Genomic DNA, 18657 nt, shown 5'->3' with positions numbered 1-18657 from the left:
CCCAGACGTCCCGCCCCGGTCGCACAGCGAGGTGCCGCAACCCCATGAACCGACCCCCCGCATCCCACAGGATCTTCACGGCCGGTCGTGCCACGGCGCTCACCGCCGCCGTCTTCCTGACCGTCGCCGGCTGCTCGGTGTTCGGCGGAACGGACTCCGATTCGGACACGGGCACGTCGGGCGCCTCGGGCGGGACGAAGGTCGCGCTGATCACGCACAGCGCCGAGGGGGACGCCTTCTGGGACCTGGTCCGCAGGGGCGCGGAGGTCGCGGCGGCCAAGGACGGCATCGCGCTGACGTACGCCAGCGACCCCGACGCCGCCGGGCAGGCCCAGTTGGTGCGGAAAGCGATCGCCGACAAGGTCGACGGCATCGCGGTGACCCTGGCCAAGCCGCAGGCGATGCGGGGCGTGGTCGCGGAGGCCCGCGCCGCGGGCATACCCGTGGTGGCCCTCAACTCCGGCATCGACGCCTGGCAGGCGCAGGGCCTGCTGGGCTTCTTCGGCCAGGACGAGAGCGTCGCCGGCCAGGCGCTCGGCAACGAACTGGACGCCCGCGACGCCGAGCACGCCGTGTGCGTCATCCACGAGCGCGGCAACATCGCCGTCGAGGCCCGCTGTGCCGGCGTGCGGAAGACCTTCGGCGGCCAGACCGAGAACCTCTATGTGGACGGCACCGACATGGACGCGGTGACCAACGCGATCGCCGCCAAGCTCCGCCAGGACCCGACCGTCGACGAGGTCGTCACGCTCGGGGCGCAGTTCGCGCTCGCCGCCGTGGACGCCGTCGACGACGCGGGCAGTGGGGCCGGGGTCGCCACCTTCGACCTCAACAAGGACCTGGTCAAGGCGGTGAAGAGCGGCGACATCCAGTTCGCGGTGGACCAGCAGCCGTACCTCCAGGGCTATCTCGCGGTCGACGGGCTCTGGCTCTACAAGACCAACGGCAACATCAGCGGCGGCGGGGTGGAGCCCGTGCTCACCGGCCCGGCGTTCGTGACCAAGAAGAACATCGCCGGAATCGAGAAGTTCGCCGCGAACGGGACCCGTTGACCGATGCCGACGGCCTCCCGCCCGGCCCTCTGTGACCCCCGGCCTCCGGGTCGCCGCGAACAGACAAACGGAACCTTCCGTTCGGGCATGACCGCACCACGGAACCCAAGTATCCGGAACGGTCGTGTAACGGCGACGCCAAACTTCCGGCCACCCCTGCGACGTGCGCTCACTTGTACGGATAACATCCTGCGCATCCCCTGCGCGCCGTACCGACAGGTGTCCACCCACCACCTTCGGACCCCTGTCGTCCCGCTCCCCGATCCCTTCCGCTCCCCGCCAACCGCTCAAGGACGACGATGCCCCCACGGACCGGCGCCCGGCGCCGTCTCGGCTCCATACGTCTCTCGCTGATCCTCCTGGCTCTGATCCCCAGCGTCACGCTCGCCGCCACCTGGGCCGTGACGACGGCCCAGATGTTCTCGGAGGGGCTGCGGCTGCGGGCGCAGACCGGCCTGAGCAAGTCCACCGGCGCCATGGGAACCGAGGCGACCCTCGCCCTGCAGCGTGAGCGTGCCCTGTCGGCCGCCTACATGGCGGCCCCCGGCAGCAACATGGCGGCCCTGGAGGAGCAGCGCAAGCAGACCGACGCGTCGGTCGCGAAGCTCGCCGCACGTGCGGGCGCCATCGGGGACGCCCCCGACCGCATCGGTGAGCGGCTGTACTCGGTGATGGCCGGCTCCGGCAGTCTGGAGTACTACCGGGACCAGGTGGACAACCCCACCGACATCACCCCCGAGCAGGCCCTGGACCAGTACACGGAGATCATCGACGGCCAGATCCACGCCTTCCAGGCGCTCTCCCAGGTCGACGACGGCGACCTCACCTCGCAGGCCGGCCCGCTCGTCACCCTCGAACAGGCCGCCGAACTGGTCTCCCAGGAGGACGCGATCCTCACCCTCAACTGGCCCGAGGGACAGCTCGACGAGGCGACCCGGGACCGCTTCGCCCAGGTGGTCAACGCCCGGCGCTGGCTCGTCGACAACCAGCTCGTCCCCTCGCTGGAGGGCGAGGTGAAGACCCATGTCGAGCGGATCGTCCAGGGCAAGGACTGGCAGGCGCTGCAGGCCGCGGAGGACCAGATCCTCTCGGCCCACACCACGGGCACCGGGAACTCCCGGAAGACCGAACTGCCGGACGTCCAGGCGCGCTGGGACGCCGCGATGGCGAAGCTGTCGGTCCAGTACGAGCAACTGATCCGGGAGCAGACCCGGGGCCTGCTGGAGCGCAGTGGTGAGGAGGCGCACGGGCTGCTGATCAAGGCTGGCTCACTGAGCGCCGGCGGCCTCGCCGCGCTCCTGGTCTGCGTCGTGATGTCCTGGCGCATCACCCGCTCCCTGTCCCGTCGGCTCACCGGCCTCAGGACGGCCACCTTGAGCCTCGCCGAGGAGCGGCTGCCCGACGTCGTGGCCCGCCTCGACCGGGGCGAGAAGGTCGACGTGGACGCCGCGGCGGCCCCGCTGGACTACGGCACCGACGAACTCGGCCAGGTCGCCAAGGCGTTCAACGCCGCCCAGCGCACCGCCGTGCACACCGCCGTCGAGCTCGCCGACACCCGGCGCGGCTTCCAGCGGGTCATCCTCGGCATCGCCCGGCAGAGCCAGAACCTGGTCAACCTCCAGCTCGCCAAGCTCGACAAGCTGGAGCGCCAGCACCAGGACCCGGAGATCCTCAAGGGCCTGTACGAGCTGGACTCCACCGCCAGCCAGCTGCGTCGCTACGAGGAGAACCTGGTCATCATCAGCGGCGAGCGGCCCGGCCGCAGCTGGACCGAACCGGTCGCGCTGATCGACATCCTGCGCAGCGCCGTCGGCGAGGTCGCCGAGTACCAGCGGGTCGAGGTGCACGCCGACGACGACGTGTGGATCGCCCCGCCGGCCGTGGCCGACGTGATCCACCTCCTCGCCGAGCTCATCGACAACGCGACCTCCTACTCGCCGGCGCCGAGCCCGGTGAGCGTCCGGGCCACGATCGTCGCCAAGGGCCTCGCCATCGAGGTCGAGGACCGCGGGCTCGGTATGTCGGAGGAGGACTATGCCGCGTTCAACTCCCAGCTGGCGGTGCCCCCGCAGTTCGACGTGGTGGCGCTCGCCGACGACCTCCGGCTCGGCATGTTCGTCGTCGCCCGCCTCGCCACCCGGCACGGCATCGCCGTCACCCTGCGCGCCTCGCCGTACGGCGGCACCACCGCGATCGTGCTGATCCCGCACGAGATCGTCGTACGCGAGGCCCCCGCCCCCGCCGAGGACGGCACCGAAGCGACCGAACCGCCCGTACGGACCTCGCTCGTGGCCGCACGGGTCGCCGCCGCCACGGCCGAGCCCGAGGCGGAGCCCGTACGGCAGGACACGGGCCGCACGCCGGAGGAGCGGCCCGTCGCGAGCGGGCGGACCGCCGACGCCGCCAAGGGCGGGAACGGGACACGGCCGACCGCGGCCGGAAAGCCCCTGGCCGCCAAGAAGGGTGGCCTGATGCCGTTGCCCCGCCGGATTCCGCAGACCAGTCTGGCCGCAGAGCTGAAGGAGGAGGCGGGACCCTGCCCCGACGGCGACGCCGACGACTTCACGGCCGAGCGCGCGGCGTCCTCGCTCGCCGGATTCCAGCGCGGAACGCTCCAGGCGCGTGACGACGACGCGGAACCCGAGTACGCATCAGGGGAGGAATCCACATCCGAAGACCCAGGAGACCGAGTCCCCGCCTCCGGCACCTGACGTCCCACCGACTCCCCACGCAGACCGCTCATTGAAGGACACACAGATGACACGCCCCATCCCCGCCACGCACAGCCAGCTCGACCAGCTGCTCACCGGACTGGTGGACCGGGTCGCCGAGGTCGACCACGCCGTCGTGCTCTCCGAGGACGGACTGGTCGTCAGCAAGTCCACCGCGTTCCTGCGCGACGACGCCGAGCGGCTCGCGGCGACCGCGTCGGGCCTGATGAGCCTCAGCAAGGGCGTCAGCATGGACTTCCGCGGCGGCCCCGTCCGCCAGCTGCTCATCGAGATGGGCAACGCCTTCCTGATCCTCACCAACGCCGGACCCGGCGCCAACCTCGCCGTGCTCACCCGGCAGGGCGCGGACGTCGGCGTGGTGGCGTACCAGATGAACATGCTGGTGAAGAAGATCGGCGAGCACCTCAGCGCGGCACCACGCGCCGGTGTCGTCGCGGCCGACAGCGGCGAGTGAGGTGAACGGAGGCGACGCGGCGGGCCGGCTGGTTCGCCCGTTCACCCTGACGGGCGGCCGGACCCGGCCCGCCCGTGGCGACTTCACCCTGATCACCATGGTGGCGGCGGTGGATCCACAGCCGGCCGGGGGCACCCGCCCGCAGCCGGAGCACGCGCGGATCCTCAAACTGTGCGCGAAGCCGATCGTGGTCGCGGAGCTGGCCAGCAAGCTCGACCTCCCGGTGAGCGTGGTCGCCATCATGCTCTGCGACCTTCTGGAGGCGGGCCGGATCAGCGTCCGCCAGCCACGGCTGATCTCCCGCGCCCCCGACCTGGACCTGCTGAAGAAAGTGAGGGACGGCCTTGGCCGGCTCTGACCCCACCCCACAGGGCATTTCGGCTCCCGACACGGTGAAGATCCTCATCGCCGGCGGATTCGGTGTCGGCAAGACGACCATGGTCGGGTCGGTCAGCGAGATCGTCCCGCTGCGCACCGAGGAACCCCTCACCACCGCCGGGCTCGGCGTCGACGACCTGGACGGCATCCCGGAGAAGCACGCCACCACGGTGGCCCTCGACTTCGGCCGGATCAGCATCGGCCAGGACCTCGTGCTGTATCTGTTCGGCACGCCCGGGCAGCAGCGGTTCTGGTTCATGTGGAACGACCTCGCGATCGGCGCCCTCGGCGCCGTCGTCCTCGTCGACGTGCGCCGGCCCGAGTCCAGTTTCGCCGCCATCGACTTCTTCGAACGCCGCAAGATCCCGTTCGTCATCGGCGTCAACGGCTTCCACGGGGAACACCCGTACGAACCGGATGTGATCCGCGAGTCCCTGGCCCTGCCGGAGAACACCCCCGTCCTGCTCTTCGACGCCCGCGAACGCACCTCCTGCCGTGACGTCCTGATCGCCCTGCTGGACCAGCTGATCGCGGCCTCGGCCCACTGAGGGGCGGCCACGGGCGCCTCGCGGCGGCCACGGCGCCTCAGGGCCATCGGCAGCCGTGCAGCAGTGTGCCGTCTCCCGTGTGCCGTTACGGAAGAGCCCGCTGAACGTCGGTCAGCATGGTCTGCGCGAGCTGCGCCGCGCCGGCCCCGGCGCCGGTGACCGCCCCCGTGGCGAGCACGCCGAGCACCGTCCTGATCCGTTCGTACAGCCGGTGCAGGCGCCCCGGGTCGGGAGCGTCGCTCGATGCCTCGTCCATGAGCGCGTCGGCGTCCGCGCGTAGGGCCGCCGTGTCTGTGAGGGACAGGCCGAGTTCGTCGAGTCTGTCCAGCAGGGCCCGCACGGTGGCCTGGAGGTCACCGAGGGCCTGTCCCGCGCCGAGGTGCTGGTGCTGCGCGACCTCCTGATTGCCCCAGGCGATCTGGCTGTTGTGCACCGGCCCGTGGAACACCGGCCCGCCCCCGACGTCAGCCACGGAGACCGCCCTCCTCCGAAGGCGAGCCGGGGATCGTGGGCAGGAGCGGACGCAGGATGTCGGTCAGTGCGGCGGCCTGCGGTGTGCCGTTGCCGACGCCCGTGTCCAGGGTGCTCACCAGGGTCACGGCGACGAAGTGCGTGAGGGCTCGTGTCAGCCGAACGACGTCGGGTACGGGCCGGGCGAGCTCCGCCTCGAGGGCTTGCGCGGCCTGCCGCACGGCATCCAGCGTCCGTGGACTCATCTCGACGACGCGGAGGGCGTCAGCCATGGCCTGTACCTCGGCCATGGAGATCTGCCGCGTGACGATCTGATGGACGATCTGTTGCTGGTGGACGCTGCCGTTGTTGACGGCGACCTGGCTTCCCGTCACGGCCTTCTTGAAGACGACGAAGTGATTGTGGACCTCCGGTGGAACGGGCGAGGTGCGGGGGCGGGACGGCGCCGCTGTCGCGGAGGTTCCCTGCGGAGAGCTGTCGGAGTGCGGTCGAGGCCGATACCCGGGCAGTACGTCGTCCAAGGGAGGCGGCGTGACCCAGCCCTGCGATCGAGGAGAGGATGCGCTGTTCCCTTGGGGTGTGTGCCGCGGTGGTGGAGGCGTGGTCGCAGTCCGCGAGTCATGCCGCACCTCGCTGCTCCAAGGCATCCCGGGCCGGCCGGCGGTTCGCCCCTCGCCCTGCTGAGTCACGGCGGGATCGGCGACGGGGCTCTGCTGCCGGGCGGCCGGACTGGTCGTCGCCTTCGGCCGGTAGGAACTGAACATGCGCTCCCCCTTGGCGCTTCGCGAACCGAGCGGCAGGTTCACGTGTATCGCCCCATTTTATTCAAATGGGGCGATCCGCCTAGGGGTTGGGCGTGGTGACTTCCTCCCGTACGAGGCCGGCCACGTGGTCGGTGATCGTGTCGAGGATGTCCGTCCAGGTCGCGTCGTCGCCCAGGACCAGGAAGTTCAGGGTGAGGCCGTCTGTCATGGCGGCCAGGTAGCGGGCCAGGACGGGGACGGGCACGGTCAGTTCGAACCGCATGGACTGCCGCAGTTGCTCGATCAGGTCGGCGTAAGTGTCGCAGTACATCTCGTACTGCCGACGCGCCAGATGCTCGAACCCGGGCTCTCTGAGGGCGTACTGGGTCAGTTCATAGGTGAGCATGTGCTCGCCCGGGTGGGCGGACACATGGTCCCAGTACGCCTGGAAACCGGCCCGGACGGTCTCCCTGAGTGTCTCCCGGGGCCGGATCGCCTCCCGTACCAGCGTCACGTAGTGCCCGGTGATGGTGGTGATGACGGACTCGAGCAGCTCCTGCTTCGAGTGGAAGCAGTAGTGGAAGACGCTCAGTGACACGCCTGCCTCGGCCGAGATGGACCGGGTCGTCGTCCTGGGGACGCCGTCCCGGGTCATCGCGCGGATCGCCGCTTCGGTGAGCTGTCTGCGCCTCTCGGCCGACGGCAAGCGTGCCATGTGGATCCCTTTCCCCCGTTGTGTGCGGTCAGCTGCTGTAGACGCCGACCTCGTAGAGGGAGTAACCCCAGTCCGTGCCGCGGTCCGTCCCCAGTATCCGAACATATCTGGCCGTGACACCGGAGAACTTGGCCGTGTCCAGTCCGCCGTCACCCGCGGTCGTGGACCACACGGTCTTCCAGGTCGATCCGTCGGTGGAGACATCGACCTGGTACGCCCTGCCGTAGGCGCGCTCCCAGTCCAGGGTGACCTTCTTGATCGTGCGGGAGGAGCCGAGGTCCAGCTTCAGCCACTGGCTGTCGCTCCAGTCGCTCGCCCACCGGGTGCCGCTGTCGCCGTCCACCGCCCGGCCGGGCTGGTAGCTGGTGACGGGGTTCGACTCGGACGAACTGGCCGTCGCCGCCGCGCCCTTGGCGAGGTTCACGCCCGCCTGGTGGTTCTCGGAGGAGCCCCAGGTGCCGAGGTAGGACTCGGCGCCCCGGAAGAGGTCGTCCACGACGCCCTGGCCGCCGACGAGCCGGATGTCCTCGATCCAGTCCGGGACCATGCCGACATGGGCGGCGCCGTCGGTGTTGTAGTTCCAGGTCCGCGAGCCGGTGGTCTGCTTGTCGATGGTGGAGCCGCCGTCGGCGCTCTTGAAGGGGTACGTCACGGGGTTCGAGGTGTCCGCGCCGCGCGGGGCGGGGTGGTCGCCGATGCCGTTGAAGTCGGTGCCGAAGCCGTAGCCCACGTCGTACTTCGTCCGCAGCGCGTCCGTGCGCCTGGCCTCCTCGCTGAACTCCTTGGAGCCGTGCATGTACTGGGCGACGAAACCGCCGAGGGAGTAGACCCGCTCGGTCCAGTTCAGGTCCATCCAGCTGTGCGAGGACAGCACGCCCGGGTAGGACTCGGCCTCGAAGATGTCGAGGACGGCGCCGGTGGCCTTGACGCTCATGTGGTCGATCTCGAGCATCATCTTGCGCTTCATCATGCCGTGCACGGCGTACTCGCCGAGATCGGTCAGCCCGCGCACGTTGCACTGCGCGTCCGCGTCGTAGTCCGGCACCTCGGTGCCCTCCGGCAGGTCCTCCTCGGCCTCCGTCGACGCCTCACCGATCGGGTTGTCCTTCTGTGGGCCGGTGCACTTCTCGGTCTGCCAGAAGGTGCCGGTCGACAGGAACTGGCCGACGTTGATGGCCGTACCGAGACCGTGCTCGTCGAAGCGGACACCGCACAGCGCGTTGTCGAACTTGTGGCACAGGAACATGCTGCGCACACCCAGGTCGTACAGCTCGTCGAGACCCTTGTCGATGTCCGCCTTGCTGCACTGCGCGACGTCGAGGATCTGCTTGCAGCCGAACGGCTCGGAGGTCTCCACGCCCAGGACGACGGCGAGCTTGCCCTGTGCGATGACGTCGCGGGCCTGCGCGCTGTCGGTGACGATCCGGAACCAGCCCTTGCCGGTGCCGCCGTACTGCGCGTCGATGTAGTCCTGCAGGGCGTACGTCAGCTTCGCCTGGAGCCGGATCGAGGTCATCTCGTCGCAGCTGCGGTCCTTGAACGGGTAGACCGAGCAGATCATGCCGTTGGTGACCAGGTCGTTGACCAGCACACGCTGGCCGCCGCGCCAGGCGCGCTCGATCCAGGCGTAGTAGTTGGCCTGGTGGGTCATCGAGTCGTACGCCGGCCAGTCCTTGAACGTCGGGTAGCCGACCGGGTCGTGCTTGCCGTCGCCGCCGTGGGTGATGTAGTCGAAGAGCGCGAGGCTGCCGTCGGGGTAGTGCTCGGGGCAGTCCTTCAGCGCGTCGGCGATGCCCGACGTCGAGAACACCTTGCCGCAGATGAGCCGGCCGCCGAACGCCTCGTTGGAGAACAGGTGGTTGTGCGCGTCGACGAACCCGCGCACGTCGCCCGCCGAGTCGGTGCCCTTGAACGGCTCGCCCGTGACGTTGATCTGGGAGTCGGGCGACGGCCGGGAGGTGGGCAGCCACCAGTCGCCGGTGGCGGCCGAACTGGACGACGGGCTGAGCAGCATGCCCATCGCGGTGAGGAACAGCGCCAGCACCATGAGGGGCCTGCGGCTGCGGTGGGCGCGTGGAGTCCTGGTCATCACTCACGTCCTCGGTCGGGGGGTGCGCGGTCGATCGGCCAGACCGTTCCGGGACGCGTTGAACACCCACGACGCCATAGCCCGATTGTCATGGCTGGCACAAGCGATGTGACGAGAATCGCCACTGGGGTGACCCGAGTCAATAGTCCGGGACGGTTGACCTGATGGCGCCCACGACCGGAGGACGGGGTGACGTCACGTCAAAGCACCGTAAAAGCGGGGGAGTTGTTTCGGGCTCCGCCTTCACCAACTGGTGTGTACCTTCACAGAAGCGCGCGTACCGACTGGCGGATCACCAGTTGCGTGCTCAGCACCACGTGGTCGTCGCCCCCCAGGCGCTCCTCGCGCTCCAGCGCCAACCGGACGGCCGTACGCCCCAGATCCTCGTACGGCACCCGCACCGTGGTCAGCGCGGGGGAGAGGTCGGCGGCGAACGGCACGTCGTCGAACCCGACGAGGGAGATGTCGCCCGGCACGTCGAGACCGGCCTCGCGCAGTGCGGCCAGCGCCCCGGTGGCCACCACGTCGGTGCCCGCGAAGACCGCCGTGAACTCCAGACCGGCCGCCAGCGCCTCCCTGGTGCGCTGATAGCCCGAGAGGCGGGTGTACGCGCCGGGGATGTCGAGCTCCTCCACGTGCGCCACGCCGTGCGCCCGCAGGGCGTGCAGGAAGCCGTCCCGGCGCTGTTCGCTCGTGCTGAGTCCGGGGGCACCCCCCAGGAAGAGGACGCGCCGGTGTCCGGCCGTGAGCAGATGGTCGGTGGCCTGGAAGGCGCCACCCCGGTTGTCGTACTGCACCACGGTGACCGGCAGATCGCCGGCGAGCGGCGGACGGCCCACCAGCACCAGGCGGGAGCCCGCCGCGTCGAGCGCCGTGGCGTAGTCGGCCATGCGCCGCTGGTACGCCTCGTCCTGCACCGCCCCGCCGACGAGGACCACCGCGCCCGCGTGCTGCTCGCGCATCAGTTGCACCAGGTCGTCCTCGCGGGCGGAGTCGTCATGGGTGGCGCAGACGAGGCTCAGCCGCCCCCGGTCGGCCGCCTCCTGCTCGACGCCCGCCGCGACATGGGCGAGCGAGGGGCCGGTGATGTCCCTGATGACCAGGGCGATGGGGCCCGCGACCCGGCCGGAGAGCGCTTTGGCGTGCACGTTCACCACGTAGTGCAGTGAGTCGACGGCCGCCAGGACCCTGGCCCTGGTCTCGGCGGAGACGGGGTAGTTGCCGGCCAGTGTGCGGGAAACGGTTGCTACGGACACCCCGGCCTGGGCGGCGACATCCCGAATCGTACTGGGCCGCTCGCCGCCCGCGAGGTTGCTCCGTCGACGCCTGGCCCCACGGGGTGCGGGGCTGCTCCGGCGACCGTTCTCATTGACCGTCACGGTTCGACGTTACTGCATGGGAGGGGAATGCAGCGCCGCAGTTCGGCGACCAGGAGGCCCGGTGGGGGTAAGCGTTTACTGTCGTGTGCCACCCGCGTTGCGGCTGCGCCGCCGTCGCGCCGGATCAGGTCGACGGGTCGCCCGCCGAGACCGTGGCGGTGGCGGTGGCGGTGGCGGTGGCGGTGCCGGTGGCGCTGGCACTTTCGGGACTGGTGGCGGGCTCCGGTACGGCGGGCCCCGGTACGGCGGGCCCCGGTACGGCCGGGAGCGGGGTCGGGGTGCGGCCGCGGCCGGCCAGGCGGCAGCCGAGGCAGTCCGGGTGGCCGCCGCGTGCGGAGCGGTCGAGGACCCGGAGACTCCACTGGTCCCGGGGCCGAGGGCCCGGCGGCTTGCCCCAGCCGGCGAGGTGGAGGCCCCAGGTGACCAGAAGCGCGAGGGCCGAGACGGCGATGCCCAGCCCGAACCCCGGTGTCCAGCCGCAGACGCCCAGGCCGAGTGCCGTGGACCCGACCGCGCCGATGGCGGTGCCGGTCCAGCCGGCGACGGTGTGACCCTCGTCGTAAAGACTCATGTGCCTGCTCCCCTCGCGCGCCGTGCTGTGCCACGGCACGCCGCAGCCACGCCCACGGCGCCGGACTATGATGTCTTAGCGAGTAAGGAATTTAGCCTGCCCCGGAGGCATTCTCAATGGAGGCCGAGCGCAGCCCCACCGTCCCCGACGCGATCAGTGCCATGGATGGCCTGATCGCGACGATGATCGTCGGGCAGCAGGAGTTCGCCCGGAATCTCGGGCTGAGCGTCACGGACCTCGTCTGCTTCGCGTACGTCATGGAAGCCGGGGACATCCCGGTCACCGCCGGTGATCTGGCCGGGCGCGCGCATGTCACCACGGGGGCCGTGACCGGCATCCTCAACCGCCTGGAGCGCGGCGGGTTCGTGACCCGGCAGCCGGACCCCGCCGACCGGCGCCGCGTCCGCGTGGTCGCGGTCCCGGACGCCGCCGAGCGGGTGGTGGCCGTCTACGGCCCGTTCTACGCCCGCCTCGCCGAACTCTTCGCCCGGTACTCGGCAGTCGAACTCGCCCTGCTCGTCGACTGGTTCACGCGCGCCGGTGAATTGGCGCGCGGCTATCTGGACGAGTCCTGCTGAGGGGCTGTCCTTCGGCCGCCGTAGCGGGGAGTCCCCCCGGCGGTCGTACCGTCGCGGCCGGATCGGGCGCGGGGACGAGGACAGTGCTGTTGCCGATGTCGGTCGGCGCGGTCGGGTCGATGGCCCTCAGGTGTCGGCCCCGGGCCCGTCAGGACGGCGGTTCCGTCGGGCGTCGCCACGCCGCTGTCAGGAGGGCGGTGCCGTCGGGCGTCGCCACGCCGCTGTCAGGACGGCGGTGATGTCGGGCGTCGGCCACGGCCCTGTCAGGACAGCGGCGCTGTCGATCCCCTGATGACCACCTTGCAGGGAAGGGTCTCGACCCCGGTGCGCGGTGTCCCGGAGATCGCGGTGAACAGGGCGTGGGCGGCGACGCGTCCGACCTGTTCGAGGTTCATGTCGACGCTGGTGAGGGGTGGTCGGGAACCGGCGGTCATGATCTGCCAGTTGTCGAAGCCCATGACCGCGATGTCCTCCGGGACGCGGTGTCCGCGTTCGCGCAGGACGTCCATGACGCCGCGGGCGATCTGGTCGCTGCCGCAGAGGACGGCGTCGATGTCGGGGTGGTGGCCGAGGAACATGGCGGTGGCGGCCCGTCCCCAGCCCTCCGACCAGGCGCCGAACCGTGGTTCGCCGATCAGGGCGAGGCCGGCGTCGGCGAGTGCGGCCCGCACCCCCTCGGCCCGGTCCTGTGCCGCGAGGTAGCCGGGGTCGCCGGTGATGTGGGCGATCCGGGTGCGGCCGCAGGCGAGGAGATGGTCCACAGCCATGCGGCCGGCGCCGATGTTGTCGGGGACGACGGAGTAGTCCTCCGGGTCGTCGGAGGGCGCGTAGGCGTAGACGACCGGGACGGGTAGTTCGCGGCCCAGGGAGGGGCGGGGGTCGGTGCGGCTGCCGACCACGATGAGGCCGTCGACCCGGCGGCCCAACAGGGCGCGGAGATGGTGCTGTTCGCGGATCGCGTCGCCCCGGGCGTCGCAGAGGAACACCGCGACCTCGCCCGCGCCGAAAGCGTCTTCGGCACCCATGAGGATCGGTATGCCGAATCTGCCTTCCAGATCGCTGGTGATCAGACCGACGGTGCCGGTCCGGCCGGCGAGCAGGCCGCGGGCCACCTGGTTGGGGCGGAACGACAGCCGTTCGGCGGCCTCGACGACCCGTTGTCTGGTCTCCGCGCGGACCTGGCTGCGGCCGTTGAGGGCCTTGGACGCCGTGGCGATCGACACGCCCGCCAGCCGGGCGACGTCGCCGAGCGTGGCGGGCTGCGAACGAGAGGGTCCGGTCGCCTGTGTCATGGATGATCTCCTGTCTCGCCACGCGTGCCGACCTCGCCGAGGATGGCACGCCCCACGCGGAACCTTACGCGAAACGTTTCGGTCAAGATGCTGCCACGGGTTTCTGCGAGTCGGCGACAACCGCTCCGTGCAAGGGGATTGACGGGTATTCGGGCGCGCCTTAGCGTCTCAGAAAGCCTTTTCGGTTTCTTTCGTTTCCGCCACTCGGTTCAGTGCCACCACTCAGTGCCGCCACATCCACCGTCCCGCCCGGCGGGCCCCGCACGGCTCGCCGCGACACAAGGGGGATCGAACATGGGGAGCACGGTCGGACCGCGTGGCCGCGCGCGCCGCCTCGTCACCGGGGTCGTCGCACTGCTCGCCGCCGCGAGCCTGCTCACGGCCTGCGGGTCGGGGGACGGCGGTTCGGACGGCGGCGGAGGAGGTGGAGCGGCGAACGCGCACGGCGTCGACGACGGCACCACGCTGACGATGTGGACGCGCGCGGCGACCCGGCCGCAGAGCGAGGCCCTGGTCAAGGCGTACAACGCGAGCCACAAGAACAAGGTCGAGCTGACCGTCGTGCCGACCGACGACTACCAGGCCAAGGTCGGTGCCGCCGCCGGGTCCCGGGATCTGCCCGACCTGTTCGCCTCCGACGTGGTCTTCGTGCCGAACTACACCTCCAGCGGCCTCTTCGCCGACCTCACCGAACGCGTCGACGCCCTGCCCTTCGCCGAGAACCTGGCCCAGTCGCACATCAAGGCCGGTACGTACGAGGACAAGAAGTACGTGGTGCCGCACACCCTCGATCTGTCGGTGCTCTTCTACAACAAGGAGCTCTACCGGAACGCGAAGCTCGACCCCGAGAAGCCGCCCACGACCTTGGGCGAGTGGGACGAGCAGGCGCGGGCCGTGGACGCGCTCGGCGGAGACGTCAACGGCACCTTCTTCGGCGGCAACTGCGGTGGCTGCGGCGTCTTCACCTGGTGGCCGTCGATCTGGGCCGCGGGCGAGGAGGTGCTGAACGAAAACGGCACCGAGGCGCGACTCGCCTCCGCCACCGCCAAGAAGGTCTACGACACCTACCGAGGCTGGGTGGGCGACGACATCGTGGCGCCCGGCGCGAAGGACGAGACGGGCACGACCTGGACCGGGATCTTCCCGAAGGGGAAGGTCGGGGTGATGCCCATGCCGTCGACCACCCTGGGGCTGATGCCCAAGGACCTGGACCTCGGTGTCGCGCCCATTCCCGGACCCGACGGCGGGAAGTCCACCTTCGTCGGCGGTGACGCGATCGGCATCGCCGCGACCAGTGAATCGGCCGACCAGGCCTGGAACTTCCTCGCCTGGTCCCTCGGAGACGAGGCACAGGTCGATGTGGTCGCCGCGCACAAGGACGTCGTGGCCCGCACCGATCTGGCGTCCAACAAGTACTCCGACGCCGACCCCCGGCTCGTCACCATCAACGAACTCGTCGCCGACGGCCACACCCCGTACGCGCTGAAGTTCGGCCAGACCTTCAACGACCCCAACGGGCCCTGGCTGACGCTGATGCGCGACGCCGTCTTCGGTGACGGGACGTCCGTGGACAAGGCCAACGAGGCGGTCAGCGCGTCGCTGGCCGACTGAGGTACGGCACCCGGACCGGCGCCCTGACCGGGTGAGGTACGCGGACCGGCGCCCTGACCGGATGAGGTACGCGGCACCACCCCTCCCACACCCCCCTGTGACCCGTCATCGGAGGAGAGGCATGCAGGTGAAGGTGGCCGAGTCCGCGCCGACCGCGCACCGGCCCCGGACGGAACACCGGGGCCGTCCGCCGCGGGCGTCGGCGCCGTGGTGGGGATCCCGCAAGGCCAAGGGGCTCGCCTACGCGGCACCCACGGCCGTGTTCGTCGGGGTCTTCTTCGTGCTGCCGCTCCTGCTCGTCGGGCAGATGTCCCTCAGCGACTGGCCACTGCTCGCCGGGGACCGGGGCGTCAACGCCCCCGAGAACTACAGGGACATCGCCGACGCCCCGCTGTTCTGGCCCGCCGTCCGCTTCACTCTCCTCTACACCGGCGTCGTCACCGTCGTACTCCTCGGCCTGGCGCTCCTTCTCGCCCTGCTCGTCCAGGAGTCCCGGCCCGGCGCCGGGTTCTTCCGTACGGTCTACTTCCTGCCCGGCGCCCTCGGACTGGCCTCGGCGTCCCTGCTCTTCTGGGGGCTGTACAGCCCGACCACCGGCCCGCTCAGCGACATCCTGGAAGGGCTCGGCCTGGTCGACGACCCGGTGTCCTTCCTCGGCTCACCGACCGCCGCGCTGCTGTCGACGGTGTTCCTCATCGTCTGGAAGTTCGCCGGCTTCTACATGCTGATCCTCCTCGTGGGCCTGCAACGCATCCCGCACGAGGTGTACGAGGCGGCGCGCATGGACGGGGCGAGCCGGGGCCAGATCTTCCGCTCCATCACGCTGCCCCTGCTGCGCCCGTCCCTCGCCCTGACGCTGCTCCTGTGCGTGACCGGATCGCTGCTCGCCTTCGACCAGTTCTTCATCCTCACCAAGGGCGGCCCCGACAACAGCACCGTCACCGTCGTCCAGTTGATCTACCGCGAGGCCTTCCAGCGGCTGAACCTCGGAACCGCGGCGGCCCTGTCGATCACCGTGCTGGCCGTGCTGCTCCTCCTCAACGCCCTCCAGTTCCGCGGCCTGCGCCGCGCCGACGAGTCATGACATCCGCCACCGCACTCATCCGATGAGAAGGGACACCACGGTGCTCACCCGCGCCCTGGGCCGGACACCCCACTATGTCGTCGCCGGAGGGCTGGCCGTCATCTTCCTGTTCCCGCTGCTGTGGAACGCCTGGGCCTCGGTCAGCGGACAGCCCGGCACCGCACAGGAGTCGGGGTACGGCCTCGGCAACTACCGCACGCTGCTCGACTACGACGCGGGCCTGTGGCGGTATCTCCTCAACAGCACGGTCGTGTCGGCGCTGACGGTCGCCCTGACCCTCGGGGTGTCCCTGCTGGGTGGCTACGCCTTCGCCCGCTTCGACTTCCCCGGCAAGAACCTGCTGTTCCTGCTGACCCTGGCCATCCTCATGGTCCCGTACGCCACCCTCCTCATCCCCCTCTACGTGCTGCTCGGCAGACTGCAGCTGCAGAACTCGCTGGTCGGGCTGAGTCTCGTCCTGGCCATGTTCCAACTGCCGTTCGCCACCTTCATGATGCGGATCTCCTTCGAGGCGGTGCCGCGCGAGCTGGAGGAGTCGGCGCTCGTGGACGGCTGCGGCACGGCGGGCGCGCTGCGCCGGGTGCTCCTTCCGGCGGTACGGCCGGGACTGATCACGGTGGGACTCTTCGCGTTCCTCGCGGCCTGGAACGACTTCATCGCACCCCTGATCCTGATCTCCGACAGTGAGAAGGCGCCCCTGCCGCTGGCCGTGGCGAATCTGCGGCAACAGAGCATGGGCGCCGTGGACTACGGCGCGACCGAGGCGGGCGTGGTCGTCCTCGCCGTGCCCTGCCTGCTCCTCTTCCTGCTGCTGCAGCGGCACTACATCCGGGGCTTCATGTCCGGCGCGCTCAAGGGCTGAGGCAGAGCGGCCCCTGGGCGAACGACGACCTCCACCGACCACCGACCGAAGGGACGAACCGAAGGCATGAACAGGTGAGGGAGAACGCGGTGACGTCATCCGTCCTGCCCGTGGCGCCGACCCGTGGCCGGCTGCGTCCGCTCGGCCTCGACGAGGTGAGGATCACCGGGGGTTTCTGGGCCCGGCGACGGCACACCAACACCACCGCCACGCTCGACCACTGCCGCGACTGGATGGACCGCGTCGGCTGGACCGGCAACTTCCGGGCCGCCGTCGAGGGCAGGATCCACCGGGACCGGCGCGGCCGGGAGTTCGCCGACTCCGAGGTGTACAAGCTGCTCGAAGCCATGGCCTGGGAGGCGGCGAACGGCGGCGGCGCCCCGCTGGACGCGGAGATCAGCGCCCTCACCGAACTCGTCGCCCCCGCCCAGGAACCGGACGGCTACCTGAGCACCGCCTTCGGCCGCCCCGGACAGCCCGCCCGCTACAGCGACCTGGAAGAGGGCCACGAGCTGTACTGCCAGGGGCACCTCGTCCAGGCCGGCGTGGCCCAGGCCCGCGCCCGGGGCGAGGGCGAACTCGCGAAGATCGCCCAGCGGGCCGCAGACCACGTCTGCGCCACCTTCGGCCCGGGCGGCATCGAGGCCGTCTGCGGCCACCCGCAGATCGAGTCGGCCCTCGTGGAACTCGCCCGGCTCACCGGCCGCCGGCGCTACCTCGACCAGGCGGCGCTCTTCGTCGACCGACGCGGCCACGGCACCCTCGCCGAGGGCGAGTTCGGCCGCGCCTACTTCCAGGACGACCTCCCGGTCCGCCGGGCCACCGTGCTGCGCGGCCACGCCGTCCGCGCCCTCTATCTCGCCGCCGGTGCCGTCGACGTGGCCGTGGAGACCGGCGACGACGACCTGCTCGCCGCCGTCGTACGGCAGTGGGAGGCCACAACCGCCCGCCGTACCTACCTCACCGGCGGCATGGGCTCACACCACCGTGACGAGTCCTTCGGCGCCGACTTCGTCCTGCCCCCGGACCGCGCCTACTCGGAGACCTGCGCCGGGGTCGCCTCCGTGATGCTCGGCTGGCGGCTGCTGCTCGCCACCGGCGAGCCCCGCTTCGCCGACCTCGTCGAACGGACCCTGTTCAACGTGGTCGCGACCTCCCCGTCCGAGGACGGCCGGTCCTTCTTCTACGCCAACACCCTGCACCGGCGGCACCGGGGCGTCGTACCGCCGGCCGACGTCGACAGCCCGCGCGCCGACTCGGGCCTGCGCGCCCCCTGGTTCGCGGTGTCGTGCTGCCCGACCAACGTGGCACGGACCCTGGCACAACTGCCCGCCTACCTGGCGACGGCGGACGACGAGGGTGTCCAACTGCACCAGTACGCCGACGCCGACATCGCCACCTCCCTCACCGGCGGCCGAGGTGTCGCCCTGCGGGTCCGTACCGACTATCCGTCCGGCGGGAGCGTGACCGTGCGGATCGGCCGCTCCCCGGCCGGCCCCTGGACCCTGTCGCTGCGGGTGCCCCAGTGGGCGGCGGGCGCCATGGCGTCACTGGTCGACCCCGACGGCGTACACCGTCCGGTCGCCCCCGGCACGGCGACGGTCACCCGGGTCTTCCGGCCCGGTGACGAGATACGGCTCGAACTGCCCGTCGCCCCGCGCTGGATCCGCGCGGAACCCCGCATCGACGCCGTACGCGGCACGGTCGCCGTCCAGCGCGGCCCGCTCGTGTACTGCGCGGAGTCCGTCGACCTCCCGGACGGCCACGAGGTCGACGCGATCCGGGTGGACACGTCCGTCGACCCTGAGGACGGACCCGGCGCCACGGACGCCTCGGCCGGCACCGTGGTCGTCGCCGGGGAGGTCGCCGTACCCACCGGAGACGGCGACGCGGCATGGCCGTACGAGGCGCTCGGCCACCCGGCTCCACGGCCCGCCGACCCCACCGGAATCGTCCTCGTGCCCTACCACTCCTGGGCGAACCGTGGCCCCTCGACGATGCGGGTGTGGCTGCCGACGGCGGAAGAGAACAGACCCGAAGAGCCTGACACCGGCACCGGCACCGACACCGACACCGGCATCGGCACAGGGAGGTAGTC

General features: G+C 70.8%; 17 protein-coding genes. 10 read left to right on the top strand and 7 right to left on the bottom strand.

Going from position 1 to position 18657, the window contains the following annotated elements; translation table 11 throughout:
- Positions 1-44: 44 nt before the first annotated feature.
- The 5 genes from JIX55_RS08695 (at position 45) to JIX55_RS08675 (ending at position 5164) form a co-directional block, all read left to right on the top strand.
- Positions 45-1052 (top strand): substrate-binding domain-containing protein, encoded by a 1008-nt coding sequence (locus JIX55_RS08695; RefSeq protein ID WP_257562716.1) that lies wholly within the window; start codon positions 45-47, stop codon positions 1050-1052.
- A gap of 299 nt (positions 1053-1351) precedes the next feature.
- On the top strand, positions 1352-3763 hold the full coding sequence (locus tag JIX55_RS08690) for a sensor histidine kinase (protein WP_257562715.1): 2412 nt from the start codon (positions 1352-1354) through the stop codon (positions 3761-3763).
- A gap of 46 nt (positions 3764-3809) precedes the next feature.
- The gene (locus JIX55_RS08685) at positions 3810-4238 is read left to right on the top strand and encodes a roadblock/LC7 domain-containing protein (protein ID WP_020114533.1); all 429 of its coding nucleotides are present in this window, start codon (positions 3810-3812) and stop codon (positions 4236-4238) included.
- 1 nt (position 4239) lies between these two features.
- A complete protein-coding gene (locus JIX55_RS08680; protein WP_257562714.1) occupies positions 4240-4596 on the top strand; it encodes a DUF742 domain-containing protein in 357 nt (118 codons plus the stop codon).
- The gene (locus tag JIX55_RS08675; protein WP_257562713.1) at positions 4583-5164 is read left to right on the top strand and encodes a GTP-binding protein; all 582 of its coding nucleotides are present in this window, start codon (positions 4583-4585) and stop codon (positions 5162-5164) included. The genes JIX55_RS08680 and JIX55_RS08675 overlap by 14 nt, the downstream gene beginning before the upstream one ends.
- A gap of 85 nt (positions 5165-5249) precedes the next feature.
- On the opposite strand, the gene JIX55_RS08670 is transcribed toward JIX55_RS08675, so the two are convergent.
- The 6 genes from JIX55_RS08670 to JIX55_RS08645 all read right to left on the bottom strand — a co-directional run bounded on the left by JIX55_RS08670 (position 5250) and on the right by JIX55_RS08645 (position 11132).
- Positions 5250-5636 (bottom strand): hypothetical protein, encoded by a 387-nt coding sequence (locus JIX55_RS08670; protein WP_257562712.1) that lies wholly within the window; start codon positions 5634-5636, stop codon positions 5250-5252.
- Positions 5629-6009 (bottom strand): hypothetical protein, encoded by a 381-nt coding sequence (locus JIX55_RS08665; protein WP_257562711.1) that lies wholly within the window; start codon positions 6007-6009, stop codon positions 5629-5631. Before JIX55_RS08665 ends, JIX55_RS08670 begins: the two co-directional genes overlap by 8 nt.
- 469 nt (positions 6010-6478) lie before the next feature.
- Positions 6479-7093 carry a TetR/AcrR family transcriptional regulator gene (locus JIX55_RS08660; RefSeq protein ID WP_257562710.1) on the bottom strand — a complete coding sequence of 205 codons (615 nt, stop codon included), beginning with the start codon at positions 7091-7093 and terminating at the stop codon, positions 6479-6481.
- Between the two features lie 28 nt (positions 7094-7121).
- Entirely contained in the window at positions 7122-9182 is a 2061-nt protein-coding gene (locus JIX55_RS08655) for a galactose-binding domain-containing protein (RefSeq protein WP_257562708.1), read from the bottom strand.
- Positions 9183-9445: 263 nt separating this feature from the next.
- Positions 9446-10561 (bottom strand): LacI family DNA-binding transcriptional regulator, encoded by a 1116-nt coding sequence (locus tag JIX55_RS08650; RefSeq protein WP_443046395.1) that lies wholly within the window; start codon positions 10559-10561, stop codon positions 9446-9448.
- Positions 10562-10685: 124 nt separating this feature from the next.
- Entirely contained in the window at positions 10686-11132 is a 447-nt protein-coding gene (locus JIX55_RS08645; RefSeq protein WP_257562707.1) for an HGxxPAAW family protein, read from the bottom strand.
- Positions 11133-11248: 116 nt separating this feature from the next.
- Here JIX55_RS08645 and JIX55_RS08640 point away from each other — a divergent pair, with 116 nt between their 5' ends.
- Entirely contained in the window at positions 11249-11710 is a 462-nt protein-coding gene (locus JIX55_RS08640; RefSeq protein ID WP_257562705.1) for a MarR family winged helix-turn-helix transcriptional regulator, read from the top strand.
- 263 nt (positions 11711-11973) lie between these two features.
- On the opposite strand, the gene JIX55_RS08635 is transcribed toward JIX55_RS08640, so the two are convergent.
- Positions 11974-13002 carry a LacI family DNA-binding transcriptional regulator gene (locus JIX55_RS08635; RefSeq protein ID WP_257562704.1) on the bottom strand — a complete coding sequence of 343 codons (1029 nt, stop codon included), beginning with the start codon at positions 13000-13002 and terminating at the stop codon, positions 11974-11976.
- A 294-nt stretch (positions 13003-13296) separates the two neighbouring features.
- Between JIX55_RS08635 and JIX55_RS08630 the strand changes: the two genes are divergently transcribed.
- The 4 genes from JIX55_RS08630 (at position 13297) to JIX55_RS08615 (ending at position 18655) form a co-directional block, all read left to right on the top strand.
- A complete protein-coding gene (locus JIX55_RS08630) occupies positions 13297-14613 on the top strand; it encodes an ABC transporter substrate-binding protein (RefSeq protein WP_257562703.1) in 1317 nt (438 codons plus the stop codon).
- A gap of 121 nt (positions 14614-14734) precedes the next feature.
- The gene (locus tag JIX55_RS08625) at positions 14735-15697 is read left to right on the top strand and encodes a carbohydrate ABC transporter permease (protein ID WP_257562701.1); all 963 of its coding nucleotides are present in this window, start codon (positions 14735-14737) and stop codon (positions 15695-15697) included.
- Positions 15698-15737: 40 nt separating this feature from the next.
- Entirely contained in the window at positions 15738-16559 is an 822-nt protein-coding gene (locus JIX55_RS08620; RefSeq protein ID WP_306820110.1) for a carbohydrate ABC transporter permease, read from the top strand.
- Positions 16560-16648: 89 nt separating this feature from the next.
- A complete protein-coding gene (locus JIX55_RS08615; RefSeq protein WP_257562699.1) occupies positions 16649-18655 on the top strand; it encodes a glycoside hydrolase family 127 protein in 2007 nt (668 codons plus the stop codon).
- Positions 18656-18657 lie beyond the last annotated feature (2 nt).

This window comes from Streptomyces sp. DSM 40750, from assembly GCF_024612035.1.
In the GTDB taxonomy this organism is placed as follows: domain Bacteria; phylum Actinomycetota; class Actinomycetes; order Streptomycetales; family Streptomycetaceae; genus Streptomyces.
This window is presented reverse-complemented; position numbering and strand designations above follow the sequence as displayed.

Excerpts from the sequence above, each read along its gene's own strand:
- JIX55_RS08695 (WP_257562716.1), top strand. The coding sequence starts at position 45 with ATGAACCGACCCCCCGCATCCCACAGGATCTTCACGGCCGGTCGTGCC.
- JIX55_RS08690 (WP_257562715.1), top strand. The coding sequence starts at position 1,352 with ATGCCCCCACGGACCGGCGCCCGGCGCCGTCTCGGCTCCATACGTCTC.
- JIX55_RS08685 (WP_020114533.1), top strand. The coding sequence starts at position 3,810 with ATGACACGCCCCATCCCCGCCACGCACAGCCAGCTCGACCAGCTGCTC.
- JIX55_RS08660 (WP_257562710.1), bottom strand. The coding sequence starts at position 7,093 with ATGGCACGCTTGCCGTCGGCCGAGAGGCGCAGACAGCTCACCGAAGCG.
- JIX55_RS08655 (WP_257562708.1), bottom strand. The coding sequence starts at position 9,182 with ATGACCAGGACTCCACGCGCCCACCGCAGCCGCAGGCCCCTCATGGTG.
- JIX55_RS08645 (WP_257562707.1), bottom strand. The coding sequence starts at position 11,132 with ATGAGTCTTTACGACGAGGGTCACACCGTCGCCGGCTGGACCGGCACC.
- JIX55_RS08640 (WP_257562705.1), top strand. The coding sequence starts at position 11,249 with ATGGAGGCCGAGCGCAGCCCCACCGTCCCCGACGCGATCAGTGCCATG.
- JIX55_RS08635 (WP_257562704.1), bottom strand. The coding sequence starts at position 13,002 with ATGACACAGGCGACCGGACCCTCTCGTTCGCAGCCCGCCACGCTCGGC.
- JIX55_RS08630 (WP_257562703.1), top strand. The coding sequence starts at position 13,297 with ATGGGGAGCACGGTCGGACCGCGTGGCCGCGCGCGCCGCCTCGTCACC.
- JIX55_RS08625 (WP_257562701.1), top strand. The coding sequence starts at position 14,735 with ATGCAGGTGAAGGTGGCCGAGTCCGCGCCGACCGCGCACCGGCCCCGG.